Genomic DNA, 19,589 nt, shown 5'->3' with positions numbered 1-19,589 from the left:
TTTCAGCATTCAAGGAGCCGGACATTGTCCGGCTCTTTCATGTGTTCAACACCCCCGCGTGCCCCCGGGCGTTGAGCCGGTATTGGTGTAGGAGAGGTTCAAGTGCAAGCATTGCTCGATTCCGTAGAGTCACTGTCACCCAAGGAACGCAAGGCGCTGGCCACCTTGCTCAAGCGACAGGGCGTCAACCTCTATGGGCTCACCCCGATATTCAAAAGGGCCAGTGCCGAGCTTCCTTTGCTTTCCTACGCGCAGCAGCGCCAATGGTTTCTCTGGCAACTGGCACCGGACAGCAGCGCCTACAACATTTGTGCCGCGCTGCGCCTTGAAGGTGTGCTGGATGTGGATGCCCTGCGCGCCAGTTGCCAGGCATTGGTGGAGCGCCATGAAGTGCTGCGCACCACCTTTCGTCAGGAAGACGACCAGACCGTGCAGGTGGTGCATCCGACGGGAGGCTTCACCTTGCAGGTCGATCCGTTGGCGGGCGCCGACCTCGACTGGCAGATCAAGGCGTACGTGCAGGCACAGACCGCCCAGCCGTTCGACCTGGAGCAAGGCCCGCTGCTGCGCATGAACTTGCTGCGGGTGAGTGAGCAGGACCATGTGCTGGTATTGACGGTGCATCACATTGTTGCTGACGGCTGGTCGATGCCGATTCTGGTCAACGACCTGGTGCAGTTTTACGCCGGCCACTGCCAGGGCCAGGCGGTGACGCTGCCTGAGTTGCCGATCCAGTACGCCGACTATGCCCTGTGGCAGCGCAACTGGATGGAAGCCGGCGAGCGTGAGCGTCAATTGGCGTATTGGCTGGAGAAGCTGGGGGGCGAGCAGCCGGTGCTGGAACTGCCCGCCGACCGCATGCGCCCGACGGTGCCCAGCGGCGCCGGTGCGCGCGTGGCGATGGATCTGGACGTGGCGTTGCTTGGATCGCTCAAGGGCTTGGCGCAGCAACACGGCGTGACCTTGTTCATGGTGCTGCTGGCGTCCTTCCAGGCGCTGTTGCATCGCTATTCCGGGCAGCGCGAAGTCAGAGTCGGCGTACCGATTGCCAACCGTGCCCGCAGTGAAACCGAAGGCCTGATCGGCTTCTTCGTCAACACCCAGGTGTTGAAGGCCGAATTCGATCCGCAGCTGCGATTCAGTGACTTGCTGCAACAGGTCCGGCAAACCGCGTTGGATGCCCAGTCCCATCAGGACCTGCCCTTCGAACAACTGGTGGAGGCGCTGCAACCCGAGCGCAGCATGAGCCACAGCCCGTTGTTCCAGGTGATGTTCAACCACCAGACCCAGGTTACCAATACCAGCCGTAGCTTGCCGGGCCTGACGGTCAGTGGGCTGGACTGGCAAAGTCATACCACCCAGTTCGACCTGACCCTCGACACCACCGAACACGCTGCCGGCCTGTCGGCCTCCCTGACTTACGCCGTCGACCTGTTCGATGCCCGTACCATCGAACAGCTCGGTCGGCACTGGCACAACCTGCTGACTGCCATTTGCCAGCAGCCTGCGCTGCGGATCAACGAGTTGCCGCTACTCTCCGCCGACGAGCGCGAGCGCATCGTTCAGGACTGGAACCGCACTGCGGCGTCCTATCCCCGCGAACAGTGTGTGCCGCAATTGTTTGAAGCGCAGGCTCAAGCCACTCCGGATGCCTGTGCACTCACCTTTGCCGGGCAGTCGCTGACCTACCGGCAGCTCAATCGACAGGCCAACCAACTGGCGCACAAGCTGCGTGCCCTGGGTGTCGGCCCGGAGGTGCTGGTGGGCGTGGCGCTGGAGCGCGGGCTGGAGATGATTGTCGGCCTGTTGGCGATCCTCAAGGCCGGCGGTGCCTATGTGCCCCTGGACCCGAACTACCCTCGTGAACGCCTGGCGCACATGATGAGCGACAGCGGCCTGAAGCTGCTGTTGACCCAGGGCAGCCTGGTGGAACAACTGGCGGTGCCGGCCACGGTCAGCAGCTTGTGCCTGGACCAGGCTCCCGGCTGGTTGGGTGACTGCAGCGAAGAAAACCTGCCGGTGCTGGCTTTGCCGGCGAACCTGGCCTATGTGATCTACACCTCCGGCTCCACGGGTTTGCCCAAGGGCGTGACGATTCGCCACGATGCCTTGGTCAATTTCCTCTGGACCATGGCTGAACGTCCGGGCGTCGACGCCGGCGACCGTGTGCTGTCCCTGACCTCGTTATCCTTCGACATCGCAGGCCTTGAGCTTTACCTGCCGCTGCTGCGGGGGGCCTGTGTGGTGCTGCTGCAAGACCAGCAGAACCAGGACCCCCACGCGCTGCTCAAGGTGATCGACGTGCAAGCCGTCAGCGTGATCCAGGCCACCCCATCCACCTGGCGCATGCTGCTGGATGCCGCTCCCCCGCAGGCTCTGGCAGGCAAGAAAGTCCTCTGCGGTGGCGAAGCACTGACTGCCGAGTTGGCCGAACGCCTGATCGCCCAGGCGGGCCATGTGTGGAACCTGTATGGCCCGACGGAAACCACCATCTGGTCGGGCGTGCACTATGTGCAGCGCAGCAGCGACGTCTGGCTGGGACGCCCTGTCGGCAACACCACGTTCCATGTGCTGGATGGCAACTTCGATGCTGTCCCGGTGGGCGTCAGTGGTGAGCTGTACATCGGTGGAGAGGGCTTGGCCCGCGGGTATCTGCAACGTCCCGGGCTGACCGCCGAGCGCTTTGTGCCGGACCCGTTCGGCAACGGCCGTCTTTATCGCACGGGTGACCTGGTGCGCTACCGCCAGGATGGCGTGCTTGAGTACATCGGCCGTCTCGACCACCAGTTGAAGATTCGCGGGTTTCGTATCGAGCTCGGCGAAATCGAATCGCGCCTGCAGGCTCATGAATACGTGCGCGAAGCGGTGGTCATCGACATCGACGGGCCGTTGGGCAAGCAGTTGGTGGCTTATCTGGTCAGCCACGACCCAAGCGCCCACCAGGCCGATGACGACACCCAGAATGCCTGGCGACAAACCCTGAAAACCTGCCTGAAACAGCAGTTGCCGGACTACATGGTGCCGACCTACCTGGCCTTTGTAGAAAAGATGCCGCTGACACCCAATGGCAAACTGGACCGCAAGGCCTTGCCGCGGCTGGACGCCAACAGTGCCCCGCAAGCGAGTTATGTGGCGCCGCACACCCCGCTGCAAGTGGCGCTGGCTGAGATCTGGGCGCAGGTGCTGAAGGTCGAGCAAGTTGGCCTGAGTGATAACTTTTTTGAGCGGGGTGGCCATTCCCTTTTGGCAACGCAGATGATCGGCCGTATCCGTCAGCGCCTGGGCCTGGAAGTGCCGCTGCGTCGGCTGTTCGAGGCCCAGGACCTGGCCGGCTTTGCCGAACTGGCGGGGCGGGCAGCGAGTGCTGCCAGCGTGCAGGCGATTACCCCGGTCGACCGCAGCCAACCCATCGCGGTGTCCTACGCGCAGCAACGGCAGTGGGTTCTTTGGCAACTGGAACCTACCAGCGCCGCCTATAACATCAGCGCGGCCTTGCGCCTGAGCGGGCCTCTGGACAGCGAAGCGCTGCGTCGTGCGTTCGAAGCATTGATCGGCCGCCACGAAACCCTGCGTACCACGTTTACCCAGGATGGCAATACGCCATTTCAGGTCATCCATCCGGCCGGCGAGTTTGTGCTGCAAAAGGAGACCCTGGCCGGGCAGGCGCAGTTGGCCGCGCGGGTTCAGGCCCTGGTGCAGCAGCCGTTCGACCTGGAGCACGGGCCGTTGCTGCGGGCACGCTTGCTGCACTTGAGCGACGAGGAGCAGGTGCTGGTATTGACCCTGCACCACATCGTGACTGACGGTTGGTCGACACCGATCCTGGTGGACGAACTGGTGCAACTCTACGCCGGCTTCAGCCAGGGCCAGGCGGTGGACCTGGCCCCGTTGCCGATCCAGTACGCCGACTACGCCGCCTGGCAGCGCCAATGGATGGAGGCCGGCGAACGCGACCGGCAGCTGGCGTACTGGACGCAAAAACTTGGCGGCGAGCAGCCTGTGCTGGAGTTGCCCACCGACCGTGCGCGCCCGGCATCGCCCAGTCGTGCCGGCGCCCAAGTGGCGGTCACCCTCGAACCTGCGTTGATCAATGACCTGAAGGCCCTGGCCCAGCGCCAGGGTGTCACGCTGTTCATGCTGTTGCTGGCCTCGTTCCAGTCCTTGCTGCACCGCTACTCGGGGCAGGCCGATGTGCGTGTCGGGGTGCCGGTGGCCAACCGTACACGGGGTGATATCGAGCGATTGATCGGTTTTTTCGTCAACACCCAGGTGCTCAAGGCCGAATTCGAACCGTTGGTGAGCTTTGCCCAGGTATTGCAACAGGTCAAACAGACAGCGCTGGAGGCCCAGGCCCATCAGGACTTGCCATTCGAGCAATTGGTCGATGTGTTGCAGCCCGAGCGCAGCCTGAACCACAGCCCGTTGTTCCAAGTGATGTTCAACCACCAGACCGATGCCAAAAGCAGCCGTCAGCCATTGCCGGGGCTTACCGTCGAAGGGCTCGACTGGCAGGCCCACAGCACGCAGTTCGACCTGACGCTGGACACCGTCGAGCATCAGGATGGCCTGTCGGCAGCGTTCACCTACGCCAGCGAACTGTTCGACGCCGGCACCATCGAGCAGTTGGGGCAGCATTGGCGCAATGTGTTACTGGCGGTCATCGAGCAACCCTCGCAACGGGTCGAAGACCTGCCGCTGCTGGACGATGCACAGCGCCGCAAAATTGTTCGAACCTGGAACCGCACCGAAGCCGTCTACCCCGGTGAGCGCTATGTCCATCGCCTGTTTGAGCATCAGGCACGCCAGCAGCCTCATGCCACGGCATTGCTGTTTGCGGAGCAAACGCTGAGCTACGCGCAACTCAACCACCGTGCCAACCGCCTGGCGCACAAACTGCAGGAGCTGGGCGTCGGCCCGGAAGTGCTGGTGGGTGTGGCCCTGGAGCGTAGCCTGGAGATGGTGGTCGGCTTGCTGGCGGTTCTCAAGGCGGGGGGCGCCTACGTGCCCCTCGACCCGGATTACCCGTCGGACCGCCTGGCCTATATGTTGGCTGACAGCGGGGTGGGCTTGCTGTTGACCCAGAGCGCGCTGCTGCAACAAATACCGGTCCCCGAGTCGGTGCAAACCGTCTGCCTGGATCAGGATGGAGACTGGCTGGAGGGCTACAGCGACCGTAACCCCGAGCCGTCGCTGGCAGCGGGCAACCTGGCCTATGTGATCTACACATCGGGTTCCACGGGCCGGCCAAAGGGGGCAGGCAATACCCATGAGGCGCTGCTTAACCGGCTGCACTGGATGCAGAAGGCCTACGCCTTGCACGCCGATGACACGGTGCTGCAAAAAACCCCTTTCAGCTTCGACGTCTCGGTGTGGGAGTTCTTCTGGCCGCTGATGGCCGGCGCGCGACTGGCTATTGCCCAGCCAGGAGAACACCGCGACCCGGAACGCCTGCGCGATGCAATCTTGCGTTACGAGGTCAGCACCCTGCATTTCGTGCCTTCGATGTTGCAGGCCTTCATGGCGTGTGAAGGGGTGGAAGCCTGTCGTGGCATCCGCCGCGTAATCTGCAGCGGCGAGGCGCTGTCCAAGGCTCTGTCGGAGCAGACCCGTGCCCGTCTGCCTGGCGCAGGCTTGTACAACCTCTATGGTCCGACCGAAGCAGCCATCGACGTCACCCACTGGACCTGCGGCGAAGAGCATGGGGTCAGCGTGCCGATCGGCAGGCCGATCGATAACCTCAAGACCCATATTCTTGAGTCGAGCCTGAACCCCGCAGCACGCGGTGTCAGCGGTGAGCTGTACCTGGGGGGCATTGGCCTTGCCCGGGGCTATCACCAACGTGCGGCCCTGACAGCCGAGCGCTTTGTGCCCGACCCTTTCGACTCGGTGGGCGGTGGCCGCCTGTACCGCACCGGCGATCTGGCGCGTTACCGGGAGGAGGGCGTCATTGACTACGTCGGGCGTATTGACCACCAGGTGAAAATCCGTGGCCTGCGCATTGAATTGGGTGAGATCGAGGCGCGGTTGATGGAGCATCCGCAGGTTCGCGAAGCGGTGGTGCTGGCGGTAGACGGGCCATTGGGCACACAACTGGTTGGCTATTTTGTACCGGTGACCAGTGCCCCGGGCCAGGCTGGCGATGCGTTGCGCAGCGAGCTGGCAAGCTTCCTCGGCCAGGGGCTGCCGGACTATATGGTGCCTGCGCACCTGATCAGCCTTGATGGCATGCCCGTCACGGCCAACGGCAAGCTCGCCCGCAACCTGTTGCCTGCGCCGGATGTCAGCCAGGCGTTGGTTGACTACGTTGCCCCGCGTTCGGCGATTGAGCGCCAATTGGCGGATATCTGGCAAGACGTGCTGAACCTGCCCCGGGTAGGGATTACCGATAACTTCTTCGCCTTGGGCGGGGATTCCATCATCTCGATCCAGGTGGTCAGTCAGGCCCGGCAGTCGGGTTTGCAGATGGCGCCCAAGGATCTGTTCCTGCAACAGACCATCGAGAAACTGGCCGCCAACGTGACCCCGGTTCGTGCCCAGGTCAATACGCAACCGGTCACCCTGCATGGGTTGAGCGAACAGCAGGTGCAGGCCTTGCCCATTCCCCATGGGCAGGTCGAGGCCGTGTACAGCCTTTCACCGATGCAGCAGGGCATGTTGTTCCTGGGGCTGAACAGCAATCCTGAAGACGAGCTGTACATCAATCAGCTCAACGTTTCGGTCGACGGCTTGCACGTAGAGCGCTTGCGCCAGGCCTGGGCCGACGTGGCGCAAAGGCACGACGTGTTGCGCACCGGGTTCCTCTGGCAAGACCTGGACGAGCCGCTGCAATTCGTCCTGCGCGACGTTGCCCTGCCGATGACTGAACTCGACTGGCGCCATGAGGCGGCCACGGACGGATTGATCAAGGACATGGCACGGGACGAGCGCCTGCGGGGCTTCAACCTCGACCAGGCGCCGTTGCAGCGTGTGGTGCTGATCCGCCTGGCGGATGACCGTTATCAACTGATCTGGACCTATCACCATATCCTGCTGGACGGGTGGAGCACGTCCCAGTTGATGGGCGAAGTGTTGGCCCGATATTCCGGGCAAACCCTGGACCCTGTGGTGCCGTATCGCAATTACATTGGCTGGTTGCGCCAGCAGGACCGCGTGATCAGCGAAACCTTCTGGCGTCGCCAGTTGGCCGAGTTCCAGGAGCCGACTTACCTGGCGGATGCCTTCGCCAGCGGCGAGCGCGAGCATGGGCACAAGGCGTTGTACAGCCGCTTTACACCCCAGGTGACCCAGGGTTTGAAGGCGTTTGCCGCCGCGCAGCGCATCACCCTGAACACATTGGTGCAGGGTGCATGGCTGTTGTTGCTCAGCCGCTACAGTGGCCAGCGCAGTGTGTGCTTCGGGGCTACCGTGGCCGGGCGTCCGAGTGCCTTGCCGGGCGCGCAGAGCATGTTGGGGCTGTTCATCAACACGTTACCGGTGATCCACGACGTCGATCCGCAAGCCCGTGTGGGCCAGTGGCTGCAGGCGGTGCAGCGGGTCAACCTGGAGCTGCGCGACCATGAATACACCCCGCTGGGGGATATCCAGCGTTGGGCCGGGCGTTCCGGGCAGGCTTTGTTCGACAGCATCATCGTCTTTGAAAACCAACCGCTGGATCGCACTTTGCGGGAGTGGAAGGATGATTCGCTGCGTTTTGGCGACGTCGGCGGGGCGGGCCTGACAGACTTCCCGATGGACCTGATGGTGACCCTGGAAGACTACCTGGCGATTGAGTACATGTACCTGCGCCAATGCTTCAGCGATGTGGCAGTGGAAGGGATCCGGGCCAACATGGAAGCGTTGCTGCTGGCACTGTCCGCGAACGCCGACCAGCGTGTTGGCAATCTCGGCCTGCTGCACACGCCGGCCGTGTACACCCCGCCCCCTGTCCAAAACCTGCCGCAGCCTTTGGTCCACCAACGCATCCAGTACTGGGCCGAGCACCAGGGCAGCGCAACGGCGGTCAAGGTCGGTAACCGAAGCCTGTCGTTCGCCGAGCTGGAATCCCGCGCTAACCAACTGGCCCATCGACTGATCGCCGAAGGCGTGGGGCCGGAAGTGCGGGTCGGCGTGGCGTTGCCTCGTAGCGAAACCATGATCGTGGCCTTGCTCGCGGTGCTCAAGGCGGGTGCCGCCTATGTGCCTATCGACGCCGCTTACCCGCGTGAGCGCCTGAGCTATTTGATCCAGGACTCCGGCATCGCTTTACTGTTGACCGATTCGCGGCTCGCCGCCAGCCTGCCAATCAGCCCGGCGTTGCATGTGCTGGAGCTTGACCGCCTGGTCGGCAGCCAGTGGCCTGTTACCGCGCCAGCGCATCGGGTGCACGAGGAAAACCTCGCCTACGTGATCTACACCTCCGGTTCTACTGGCCAGCCCAAAGGCGTGGTGGTCAGTCATGGACCGTTGGCGATGCATTGCCGTGCGGTGGGCGAGCGCTACGAAATGAGTCCCGCCGACTGCGAGTTGCTGTTTATGTCATTCGCCTTCGACGGTGCCCACGAGCGCTGGCTCACGACGCTCACGCACGGCGGTTGCCTGTTGCTGCGTGACGACGAGCTCTGGACCCCCGAGCAGACCTACGAGGCCATGCACCAACACGGCGTCACTGTGGCAGCGTTCCCACCGGTGTACCTGTTGCAGTTGGCCGAACACGCACGGCTCGATGGCAACCCGCCGTCGGTGCGGATCTACTGCTTTGGCGGTGACGCAGTGCCAGAGGCCAGTTATGCCCTGGCCCGAGAGGCGCTTAAACCGCAGTACATCATCAATGGTTACGGGCCGACGGAAACCGTGGTTACGCCACTGATCTGGAAGGCTGCTGAAGGCCAGGCGTGTGGGGCGATTTATGCGCCGATCGGCGAATGTGTGGGCCAGCGCAGTGCCTACGTCCTCGACATCGACCTCAACCCGCTACCGGCGGGTATCGCGGGGGAGTTGTACCTGGGCGGGGAGGGTGTTGCACGGGGCTATCTGAACCGTGCCGCGCTCACGGCCGAGCGCTTCGTGGCCGATCCGTTTACCCCGGGTGGCCGCCTGTACCGCACCGGCGACCTGGTGCGCCAGCGCGAGAGCGGTACGTTCGACTACCTCGGTCGCCTGGATAACCAGGTGAAAATCCGCGGGTTCCGTATCGAGCTTGGAGAGATCGAGGCCCGCCTCAATGCGATGCAAGAGGTCGGGCATGCCGCCGTCGTGGTGCGCGAGGGGCCTGGCGGCAATCAACTGTTTGGGTACGTCACGCTTAACGGCGATGAGGACGGCGGGATCGTCGAGCAACTGCGCGAGCGCTTGAAGCAGGCGCTGCCGGAGTACATGGTTCCGGCGCAATTGATCGTGCTCGACCGGCTGCCGCTCAATCCCAATGGCAAGCTGGACCGCAACGCCCTGCCGATGCCGGATGCACGCAGTGAATATGTGGCACCGCGCAACGAGCTGGAACAGGCCATGGCGGATATCTGGCAAAGCATTCTCAAAGTGGAGCGGGTCGGGGTAACGGATAACTTCTTTGAGCTGGGGGGGGATTCGATCCTCAGCATGCAAGTGGTGGCCAAGTCCCGCAGCCTGAAGAAGTTCGGTTTCACCCTGCGCCTGCGGGACCTGATCCAGAAGCCGAGCATTGCGCAGCTCACCGCCGTGCCTGGCAAGAACGTGCCGCTGCTGGCCCTCAATGCCGAGCTCGGTGCCACGCCTGCGTTGTTCTGTGTACATGCCGGTTTCGGCACGGTATTCGACTATGAGCCGCTCGCACGCCGTCTGAACGGCAAGTGCTCGGTGATCGGTATCCAGGCCCGACAACTGCTGGACCCGAGCTGGCAGGATCAATCGCTGGTGGCCATCGCCCGGGACTACGTCGGCTATCTGCGGGACAAACAGCCCCAAGGCCCTTATCGCTTGTTGGGCTGGTCCTTGGGCGGCACCTTGAGTCTGCTGATGGCGGCTGAGCTTGAGCAGCAGGGGCAGACGGTCGAGTTTGTCGCGTTGCTCGACAGTTTTGTGCCGTCACCCGCCAACGCCGAACAGCAGGACCATTGGCTGGATGATTTGAGCGAGCTGTTGCGGGCGACGGTACCCGACGCGGGGGCCGTGGATGTCAGCGATACCCGCCAGGAAAGCCCGCAGCTTGCGCGTGCCCTGATCAGTGAGGCCCTCAGCCAACGGCCGGCCACGCATGGCCTGGGGGTGGATGAGCTGGCGCAGGTATTTGCCTGCGCCCGTACCCTCAAGCGGCTGTCCCGCGAGCTGGATTATTGCCCGAAAGTGACGGCGCGCCCCCTGAGCTGGTGGGTAGCGGGGCGTGAAGATGAACAACGTGAGCTGGCCCGGCAGATCGGTTGCCCCGACCTGCCTGGCCTCCCGCTGACCTGCGGGCACTTTCAGGTGCCCAGGGAGCTGTCGGTGTTGCTTGAACTGGAAGACGCCCTGGATGGTTTGACCATCGTCGCCGAGCCTTCCTGAACCTTGACCTGTGTCGACAGGCGCCGCCACCGGCGGCGCCTGTCTGGAGAAACCTTGCCCATGCCCCTTAATCCTGATCTCGCCGCCTACCTCCAGTTGGTGGAAAGCGGCCGCCGCAGCGGAAAAGCGCTGCCGATGCACCAGCTGCAACCGGAAGAAGCCCGTCGCCAGTTCGATCAATCCTCGGCACTGATGGACCCGGGTGCCGATGAGCCGGCGTTTATCGAGTCGCGTACCTTCACGGCCCGCGATGGTCACCGTGTAGAGGCCCGGTTGTACCGGCCGCCCGAACTGGACGCTAGCCAACTGAGTGGCGCCGTGCTTTACCTGCATGGCGGGGGTTATGTGGTGGGCAGTCTCGACTCCCACGACGCCCTGTGTTGGAACCTGGCTCAGGAGTGCGGGTTGCCGGTGTTGTCGGTGGGTTACCGGCTGGCCCCGCAGTGGCGGTTTCCGACGGCATTCAATGATGCCCAGGACGCGTGGCAATGGCTGGCGCTCAATGCGCGGGAACTGGGTATCGATGCTGAGCGCATGGCGGTCGTTGGCGACAGCGTTGGCGGTAGCCTGGCGACGGTGCTTGCCAGCAGCCTCGCTGGCCAGGAGGAGCTGCCTCGCCCGTGTCTGCAGGTGCTGATTTACCCGGTGACCGATGCCAGCCGCATCAGTGCTTCGGTGGAGCGCTACGGGGTTGGGCACTTGTTGGAAAAAGACACCCTGGAGTGGTTCTACCAGCAGTATCAGAACGATCCGGCCGACCGCCTGGACCCGCGTTTCTCGCCGCTGCTCGGCGAGGTGAGCGCTCACGTGGCGCCGGCCTTGCTGATCGTGGCCGAGTGCGACCCGCTGCATGATGAAGCGGTGGCCTACGCCCGGCATCTCGAGGCTGGGGGCGTGCAGGTGCAACTGGAGGTGTTCGAGGGCATGTCCCATGATTTCTTGCGCATGGGCTCTATCGTTGATGAAGCCGATGTCGCTCGGGAGCGTATTGTCCTGGCGTTGGCCGAGCGCCTGGGCTGACACACCGGTTTTACGGTGGGCATAAAAAAACCGCATCCCCAGGGATGCGGTTTTTTTATCGCCGTTTAACCGCTATCAGAAGGTGTACTTGGCGGTCACGGTGAAGTTGCGTGGGTCACCGTAGACGTCATACGGGCTCCAGGTGGAGTTGCTGGCGATGCCCTGGTAGTACTTTTTGTCGAACACGTTGTTGACGTTCAGCTGAGTGTCCAGGTTTTTGGTGACCTGGTAGCCGGCCATCAAACCGACGATGGCATAGGCGTCCTGCTCGACGTGGAAGTTTTGACGCTGGCCGTTGAAGGTGCTGACGCCTTTGTTATAGGTACCGCTTTGGCTATAGACGTTGGCACCGATACGCAGTTTGTTCAGGTCACCCTGCAGGTGGTACGTGGTATTGGCCTTGAACAGGTGGCGTGGTACGTCGGTGTCGAACAGGGTGCCTTCCTTGTTCTTGTCGGCATCTTTCTCGTACAGCGCCTGGGCGTAGGTATAACCGGCACCCACTTGCCAGTTCGGCGTCAGCGCACCGTTGATCTCCAGCTCGATACCCCGGCTCCTGACCTTGCCCGCGGCTTCATAGCAAGCGTAGCTGCCGGTCGGTATGACCTTGCAGCTGCTGTAGTCGGCCACTTCAGCAGCGCGGTTGAGCTGGTCGATCTGGAACAACGAGGCGCTGGCGTTCAACGCACCGTCAAAGTATTCGCCCTTGATACCCACTTCATAGTTCTTGCCGGTGATGGGCTTGATACTGGCACCGAGCTCGTCCTTCTCGCTCTGTGGCTGGAAGATATCGGTGTAGCTGGCATAGAGCGAGTAGGTGTCGTCCAGGTCATAGATGACGCCGGCATAGCGGGTCAGGTTACGCACCACCTTGGTTTTGCCCGAGGTGTAGTACTGGTCGCTGATCTGGTTGTAGACATCATCGGAGTCGTACCAGTCTAGGCGTGCGCCGAGAATCACCTTCAGCGGATCGGCCACATTCCAGCGAGTCGTGACGTAGAGGCCTTCCTGGTTGACCTTTTCGCTGAGGGAGTAAACGTCGGGAACGGTGGGTTTCGGTTGACCCTTGGGGTTGAAATTGTTGATGTCGACGTTGTTGAAGAAGATCGTGCCGCCGGTGGCCTCGGTCTTGAGTTGGCGCTTGCTGGCACCCACCACCAGTTCATGCTGGCGGCCGAACAGCGCAAACGGGCCACTGGCGAAGAAGTCATAGGTGGACTGGTCGTAGTCGCGGCTCTGGTTGAACACACGTTGCCGGTAGGAGTAGTCACTGTTGCGTTCCAGCACTGCACCCAACAGCTTGAAGTCGGACCAGTTTTTCGACGCGCCAAAGTGCAGGCGCCAGTCGTTGTCGAGGCGGTGATCCAGTTCGGCGAACACGGTTTTGTTGTCGATGTCCTGGTGCGACCAGTTGTAGCCGAACGTCTTGGAGCGCGAGAAGCCCATGCTGCTACCGTCGGGGTTCACCGGTAAACCGCCCCAGTTGATGTTGTTATTGTCATTCTGATCAGACGCGCCCACGGTCAGGGTGGTGCTGTCGTTGAGGTCAAATTCGGTGATGCCGTAGAACACGCCGCGCTCGCGACCGGCGTAGTCCTGGTAGCTGTCCTTGTCCTGGTAGGCGCCGACGAAGCGACCACGCACGGTGCCGCTGTCATTGACCGGCCCCGACACATCCAGCTCGCTGCGGTAGTTGTCCCAACTGCCGGCGCTGCCGGTGACGCTCGCCTGGAACTCCTTGGTAGGACGCTTGCGCACCATGTTGATGGCGGCCGAAGGGTCACCGGCGCCTTGCATCATGCCCGTGGCACCGCGTACCACTTCGACACGGTCATACGGGGCCAGGTCCGCGGTGGCGACCCAGTCGGCGGAATAGGTCGTGGGCAGGCCATCGAACATCAGGTTGTTGATGGGGAAGCCGCGGGCGAAGAACTCACTGTTGGCCGGTCGCGCTGCGGACAGGCGCAGGCCTGGTGCTGCCTGGACCACATCGTCGAGGCTGCGCATGCCCTGGTCGTCCATGCGCTGGCGAGTGATCACCGTCACCGCTTGCGGGGTTTCACGCAGGGACAAGGGTAACTTGGTGGCCGTCTGCATCGCGCCGGTGGTGTAGGAACCGCTGTTTTCAGTGGTCGACCCCAGTGTCTGGCCATTGATGGTGGTCGCGCCCAGTTCCAGCGCGCCGCCCGCCGAGGCACTGACGGTCACTGCAGAGCCTTGCACCTGGAAATGCACGCCGCTGCCTTGCAGCAAGGTGGCGATGGCGGCAGAAGGGGCGAGGTTGCCATGCACGGCGGTGCTGCGCTTGCCTTCAAGGTCCTGCGGGCTATACAGCACTTGCAGGTTGGATTGGGTACCGAAAGCCTGCAACGCACTGCTCAACGACTGCGCCGGAATGTTGAAGGGCATTTCCTGGGCGTGTACCAGCATGGGCAGAAGCCCTGCCAGGCCAGCCGCGCAAACGCGCAGATTTGGCGTGAGCGCGTGGCGAATCATCATGGCCAGAACGTGGGGGCGAAGTCGATGTGCAGGCATTATTGGAGTGCTCTTAAGGGTCAACGAACGAGAGATCTTAGTGAGATTACTTCTCAGTTACCAAGTGAGACGCACGTCATCGGCAAAACCGGAAATTAAACCTCGGCAATTTCCTGCTGTTGTGCCGTGACCTTGCCTGAGCGCATGTGCACCAGTTGGTCGGCGACGTCGAAATAGCGGTCGTCATGGCTGATGACGATGATGGTTTTGCCCAGGCGCTTGAGGTCCGGCAGCAGTTCGGTATAGAAAATCCGGCGGAAGGTCGGGTCCTGGTCAGCCGCCCATTCGTCAAACACCAGCACCGGCCGTTCCTCAAGCCAGGCATTGACCAGGGCCAGGCGTTTGCGCTGGCCGGTGGAGAGGTCGGTGGTGGTGAAGGCGCCGTCCTTGATGCTGACCTTGTGGGCGATCTCCAGGCGTTGCAGGTATTGGTTGGCGGTGTCGGGGATGTGCAGGTCGTCGCTTACCAGATCATCGAACAGGTAGTAGTCGGCGAAGATCGTGGTGAACAGTTGGCGATAGTCGTCGCGGTTCTCGGCTGTGATGGCGTGGCCGTTGAGGCGCACCTCACCCTGTTGTGGTGCGTAGAGCCCCAGCAACAGTTTGATCAGTGTGGTCTTGCCGCAACCGTTCTCGCCGACGATAAAAATAATGTCGCCTTGCTTGATGTTCAGGTTCACGGGGCCCAGGCGGAAGGGTTCGCTGCCTTCCACGGGAGGGAAATCAAAGCGCACGTTATTCAGCTCAAGGTTGTGCACCACGGTTTTCGGTGCTTCGGCGTCGCTGAGCAACAGGTGTGGCTCCGGCGAAGAGAAACGCTCCGACAGATCGGCAATGCGCCGGAAGGCAATTTGAGCGCGGCTGACGATGGGCAGTGTGCCAATCAAGTGCTCAAGCGGGCCTTTCATGTACAGCAGCACGAGGACGAAACCGCTCATGACGGTCTTGTCGGTACTCGGCCAGTAAGCCTGCAAGGCCAGGGCGAGACCGATGACCACGAAAAACAGCATCGAGCCGAACGTCTTGGCAATGATGAAGATATTGACCGAGCGTACCTGAGTGTCGCAGATGCTATTGGCTGCCGCCTGGATGCCGTCCACGTTCATGCGATGGCGACGGGGGCGGTGAATGCGCAACTCCTTGGCACCGGAAGCAATCGCGGTGTAGTGCTTCTGCAGCTCTTCTTCCTGCTCCCGTGCTGCGTAGAAACCACTCATGCCGCGGGCCCGGGCGATGTACTGGGCAACGCTGCCGATGACGATGGCAATCAGCATGATCAGGAACATTGGCCACGAGAGCATTGCCAGGTAGCCCAGGCAACCGAGGGTTACCGTCAGGGAAATTGCCAGGGGCGCAAAGGCGAAGGAGAAGTCGCTGATGGTGTCGATGTCGTGGGTCAGTACCGGTATGAGCCGGTGATTGCGGTAGCGCTCGATCTGTTCGATGGGCGCCGACAGGACTTTTTCGCCGAGCTCCTTGCGCAGTCGCGCGATGATTTTCTGGCCCACATAGTTGGTGCCGATATCGGAAAAGATCGAGCTGGTCAGCGCCAGTACACACAGGCCGGCGAACAGCAGGACCACGCCTTGGGTCAAGCCTTCGTCCGAGTGCAGCGAGGTGTTGATGGTCGCCAGCAGAGTCGTGATGGCGAGGCCACCTACCATGCCCAGCACAATCGAGAGCGTCACAATGGGCCAGAAGGGTTTGAGCAGGGCGAACAGTTCGCTAATGGCGCCGCGTGGTTGGCTGGTCATGAAATCTTCCTGTGTGTGGGGATGCCCGGCAATTGCGGGCCGAAACGGGCAGGCACGAACGATCCGCAAGGCAAGCCTGGAGGCTTCTGGCCTGCTGGGTTCTTAGCGAATAGACGAAGGGAGTGGTGCGGGATTTAGGGCAGCATCGCGCGGCGGACGCGCAGTGGTGAGGGGCGGGAGCCCTCACCACATGGTTTTGAGGGTCAGAGTTCCCGTGCGACGCGGAACCCCAGGAAATCACCTCTTACATTTTTCTCGCGGCTGTTACGGTTTCCCGATCGGGAGAATACCGGCGCCTCGCCCCAGTCGTTGCCCCGGATGTGGGCGTCGTTGCAGTCACCACCGGTCAACCAGGCGCTGCCATCGGCAGGTGCCCCTTCGTAGTTGGGGTGCCAGCAGTCGGCAACCCACTCGTAGACGTTGCCGTGCATGTCGTACATGCCGAACGCGTTGGGCGGGTAGCTGCCTACCGGTGCGCTATAGGTATAGCCATCCTTGGGGCCGTAAGTGTTGGCATGTTTGCTGATCTGGTATTCGCCCTCGTCATCGAACGGGAAGGGGAATGATCCGGTGCTGCCCGCGCGAGCGGCATACTCACGCTCGGACTCGCTGACCATGCGGTATTTCTGCCCGGTTTTTTTCGACAACCATTCGGTGTAGGCCTGGACCTCGAAGTAGTCGATGCACACCGCCGGTTGGCGCGGCCCTTGTTTGTAGCTGGGCTTGCTGGCCTTGCACAGGCGGCCCGGGCGCGTATCACCGTCCTTGATCACTACGCCGGTTTCGCGGATGTAGGCGTCCAGTTCGGCGGCGGTGACATGGAAGCGGCTCATGGCGAAGGGCTTGGCGAACGTCACGGTGTGCTGCGGGCCCTCGTCGCCTTCACGGCCGATCTCGTCTTCCGGCGTGCCCATCAGGTAGCTGCCGGCGGGCAGCACCACCATTTCCGGGCAATTCTTGCAGTCCTTGAACACTTTGCCAGGGGCTGGAGCGGTTGCCGCGTGTGCAGTCAGGGGCGCCAGGTTGGCGAGCAGGGTCGCCAGGCACAGAATCAGCAGCGCTCGCAACGAACGGGGCTGGCGGGTAGGGAGCGGGGCACTGTTCATGTGTCGTCTCTATAGGGGAAGGGAAGTGGCGGGTTACAGGGTCTTTTCGAGCACGGTCATGAAGCGATCAATCTCGCCTTCATTGTTCAGCAGCCCGGGAGCGCTGCGCACCACCGGGCCGGCGTCGCGATTCACGGCATCGACCACGACGCGGTTGTGCATCAGGTAGGCGGCGACCTTGTCGCTGTCCTGGCCCTTGACCCTGAAAAACGTAAACCCGGCTGACAGCTCAGGGCTGCGGGGCGTGACCAGCTCGATGGACGAGTGGGCCTGCAGGCGGCTTTTGAGGTAGTCATTGAGCTCATGAATGCGGGCCTGGACTTGAGCCTTGCCCAACTGCAAATGCAATTTGAAGGCTTCATCCAGGGCCCAGCGGTGTTCGAAGGCGTGATAACCGCCGGGTGTCATGGTGGTGGCGAAATCTGTGTCCTGGGAAAAGGTCGGCTCGGTGGGGGTGACGTCCTTGAGCTCCTCGGACCGGGCACAAATAATCCCCGTGCCTCGGGGGCCAAACATCCATTTGTGGGTGCCAGCGATAAAAAAGTCGCAGTGCATGTCCGGGAACGCCAGGTCTTCGACGCCAAATCCGTGCACGCCGTCGACCACGTAGAGGATGCGATCCTTTTCATCGCGATCGCGGTTGTGCTCATCCACCAGTTTGCCGATCTCGCCGATGGGCAGCTTCACGCCGCTGCCCGACTGCACCCAGGTCATGCCCAGCACGCGGGTGTTGGGGCGAATGCCCTTGGCAATCGAGCCAAGCACTTCGTCCACCGACACCTGGTGGGCGTCATCGAAGAGTTTGATCTTGCGCACCTGGGTGCCTTGTTTCTCGATGCGGAACTGCAGGCTGTTGCGCGTCGAATAGTGTTCATGAACGGTGGTCAGAATCTCCTGGTCAGGCCGCACGTGAATACCGCCATAAATCATCGCCAGGCCTTCTGTGGTGCTGCCGGTGAGTGCGATCTGCCCGGGCTTGGCTTGCAGATAGCGCCCGGCCCAGTCCCGCACCTGGGCTTCGCATTTCCAGGTGTGCTCCAGGTCCCAGTCCATGGCCAGCGCGGGGTTGCGGTCCAGCTCGGCCCGGTGGCGTTCAATGGCCTCGCGCACGGGTTTGGGATGGGACGTGATCAGGAAGTTGGAGAAGTGCAGGTAGTCCGGGTCCTGGGTAAACAGTTGGCGCAGCTGCGCCCATTTATCGGGATTGACGGCGGGCACGGGTGCTGTGCCGGCCCGGGCCTCGAGGGCTGCGCCCAGGGGCAGGCTGGCAGCCAGAATGCCTGCATGTTTGAGAAAGGTGCGGCGATCAGTCATGGCGGCAGTTCACTTGGCAGAAAGGGAGGCGACGGGTTTGGCTGCTTGTTGGACCTGGTCCCAGACCCGCAGGAAGTTGCCGCCCCACAGTTTGGCGATGTCCGCTTCCGAGTAGCCTCGCTGCAACAGTTCAGCGGTGACGTTACGAATTTCGCTGACGTTGTCCCAGCCCTGCACGCCGCCGCCATCGTTGAAGTCCGAAGCAATACCGACGTGATCGATACCGATCTTGCGCACGGTGTAGTCGATGGCATCTCCCAGGTCCTTGAGGGTTGCCTTGGGCTCCTCGTCGAGGATCGCGTACAGGCTGCTGGCGTACTGGCCAAATTTCTGCTCGGGCCAGGCGGCGATTATCGGGTCGCCGGGCATCAGCGCGACATGCAGGTTAGGCAGGGGAGGCAGGTCGAACCGTGCGCGCAGGGCATTGAGTTTGTCCTGGGTCTTTTGCGTCAGTGGGCGCAGGTAGGTGCCGAACCCGACCACCTGCACGACGCCGCCGCTTTGCTTGATCAGCTGCATTTCCTTGTCGCTGAGGTTGCGTGGAATATCCACTGCCGCCCGGGGAGCGGAGTGGGAGGCAACCATCGGCGTGCGGCTCAGTTGTGCAACCTGCTCCAGGGCTTTGGTCGACATCTGCGACACATCAATGATCACCCCCAGATCGTTGAGGCGCTGCACGGCCTGCTTGCCGATATCCGACAGGCCATCGAGCGCGTCCGGTGAGTCATTGAAGAAGGGTAGCGGGCGGGATGAGTCGGACCAGCTGTTGTTGCCGACATAGCTGAAACCGAACATGCGCATGCCACGGGCCGTCCACAGGTTCAGTTGGTCGAGGTCATCACCCAGGGGGTAGGCGTTGAGCATACTGATGAAGATTGCGAACTTGCCTTCACCGTGCAGGCGCCGGAAATCGTCCGGGGTGTAGGCGATGCCCACCTGGTTGGGAAAGTCGCGAACCATGCCCGTGATGATTTTGTAGCGCACTTCCTGTTGGTTGCGGGCCTCATCGACGAACCCGGCGGTGGGCTTATGGGGGGCGTTGTTGCCGTTCCACATTTCGGGCCAGCCAAATATGGTCAGTGCAGCGCCCGACAGGCGTCCACGGTTGGCCTTGGCGAGGTCGAATTGCCGTGGGCCGTCCTTGTCAGCCTCGTTGCCCTCGGTGCCGAACGTCAAGGGCACGGTGATGTGGCTGTCGAAGGAAATGATACGGTCCTGCAACTCCGTCGCCTGCTTCATCACCTTGACGGGATAGCCGGGGGAGTAGCTCCAGACGAGCCAGGCCGCGCCGGCGGCCACGGCTACCAGCAGCGGAAGGCCGATATACAGGGCTTTTTTCGAACGAGGTTTAATCATCGCCATCTCA

The 19,589-nt window shown here is 62.2% G+C and carries 7 protein-coding genes; 2 read left to right on the top strand and 5 right to left on the bottom strand.

What is annotated here, in order from left to right:
* Nucleotides 1-102: 102 nt before the first annotated feature.
* Nucleotides 103-10,494, top strand: a complete 10,392-nt coding sequence (locus ACA046_RS22375) for an amino acid adenylation domain-containing protein (protein ID WP_497674990.1) — start codon at nt 103-105, stop codon at nt 10,492-10,494.
* A gap of 60 nt (nt 10,495-10,554) precedes the next feature.
* On the top strand, nt 10,555-11,514 hold the full coding sequence (locus ACA046_RS22370; RefSeq protein ID WP_076014288.1) for an alpha/beta hydrolase: 960 nt from the start codon (nt 10,555-10,557) through the stop codon (nt 11,512-11,514).
* Nucleotides 11,515-11,589: 75 nt separating this feature from the next.
* On the opposite strand, the gene ACA046_RS22365 is transcribed toward ACA046_RS22370, so the two are convergent.
* From ACA046_RS22365 to pvdM, 5 genes are all read right to left on the bottom strand, one after another.
* Entirely contained in the window at nt 11,590-14,049 is a 2,460-nt protein-coding gene (locus ACA046_RS22365; protein WP_459022521.1) for a TonB-dependent siderophore receptor, read from the bottom strand.
* Nucleotides 14,050-14,144: 95 nt separating this feature from the next.
* A complete protein-coding gene (locus ACA046_RS22360; RefSeq protein ID WP_459022519.1) occupies nt 14,145-15,803 on the bottom strand; it encodes a cyclic peptide export ABC transporter in 1,659 nt (552 codons plus the stop codon).
* Between the two features lie 203 nt (nt 15,804-16,006).
* The gene (gene pvdO, locus ACA046_RS22355) at nt 16,007-16,909 is read right to left on the bottom strand and encodes a dihydropyoverdine dehydrogenase (RefSeq protein WP_497674989.1); all 903 of its coding nucleotides are present in this window, start codon (nt 16,907-16,909) and stop codon (nt 16,007-16,009) included.
* A gap of 33 nt (nt 16,910-16,942) precedes the next feature.
* Entirely contained in the window at nt 16,943-18,223 is a 1,281-nt protein-coding gene (gene pvdN / locus ACA046_RS22350) for a pyoverdine-tailoring periplasmic protein PvdN (protein ID WP_497674988.1), read from the bottom strand.
* 9 nt (nt 18,224-18,232) lie between these two features.
* Nucleotides 18,233-19,579: a pyoverdine-tailoring dipeptidase-like protein PvdM gene (pvdM, locus tag ACA046_RS22345; protein ID WP_459022513.1), complete on the bottom strand. Its 1,347-nt coding sequence runs from the start codon at nt 19,577-19,579 to the stop codon at nt 18,233-18,235.
* Between the last annotated feature and the right edge of the window lie 10 nt (nt 19,580-19,589).

The sequence above is a fragment of the Pseudomonas sp. LBUM1641 genome, from assembly GCF_059716235.1.
Note: the sequence above shows the minus strand (reverse complement) of the source record. Positions and strands in the feature narration are given on the sequence as shown.

Excerpts from the sequence above, each read along its gene's own strand:
- pvdO (WP_497674989.1), bottom strand. The coding sequence starts at position 16,909 with ATGAACAGTGCCCCGCTCCCTACCCGCCAGCCCCGTTCGTTGCGAGCG.
- ACA046_RS22370 (WP_076014288.1), top strand. The coding sequence starts at position 10,555 with ATGCCCCTTAATCCTGATCTCGCCGCCTACCTCCAGTTGGTGGAAAGC.
- pvdN (WP_497674988.1), bottom strand. The coding sequence starts at position 18,223 with ATGACTGATCGCCGCACCTTTCTCAAACATGCAGGCATTCTGGCTGCC.
- ACA046_RS22360 (WP_459022519.1), bottom strand. The coding sequence starts at position 15,803 with ATGACCAGCCAACCACGCGGCGCCATTAGCGAACTGTTCGCCCTGCTC.
- ACA046_RS22365 (WP_459022521.1), bottom strand. The coding sequence starts at position 14,049 with ATGCCTGCACATCGACTTCGCCCCCACGTTCTGGCCATGATGATTCGC.
- pvdM (WP_459022513.1), bottom strand. The coding sequence starts at position 19,579 with ATGATTAAACCTCGTTCGAAAAAAGCCCTGTATATCGGCCTTCCGCTG.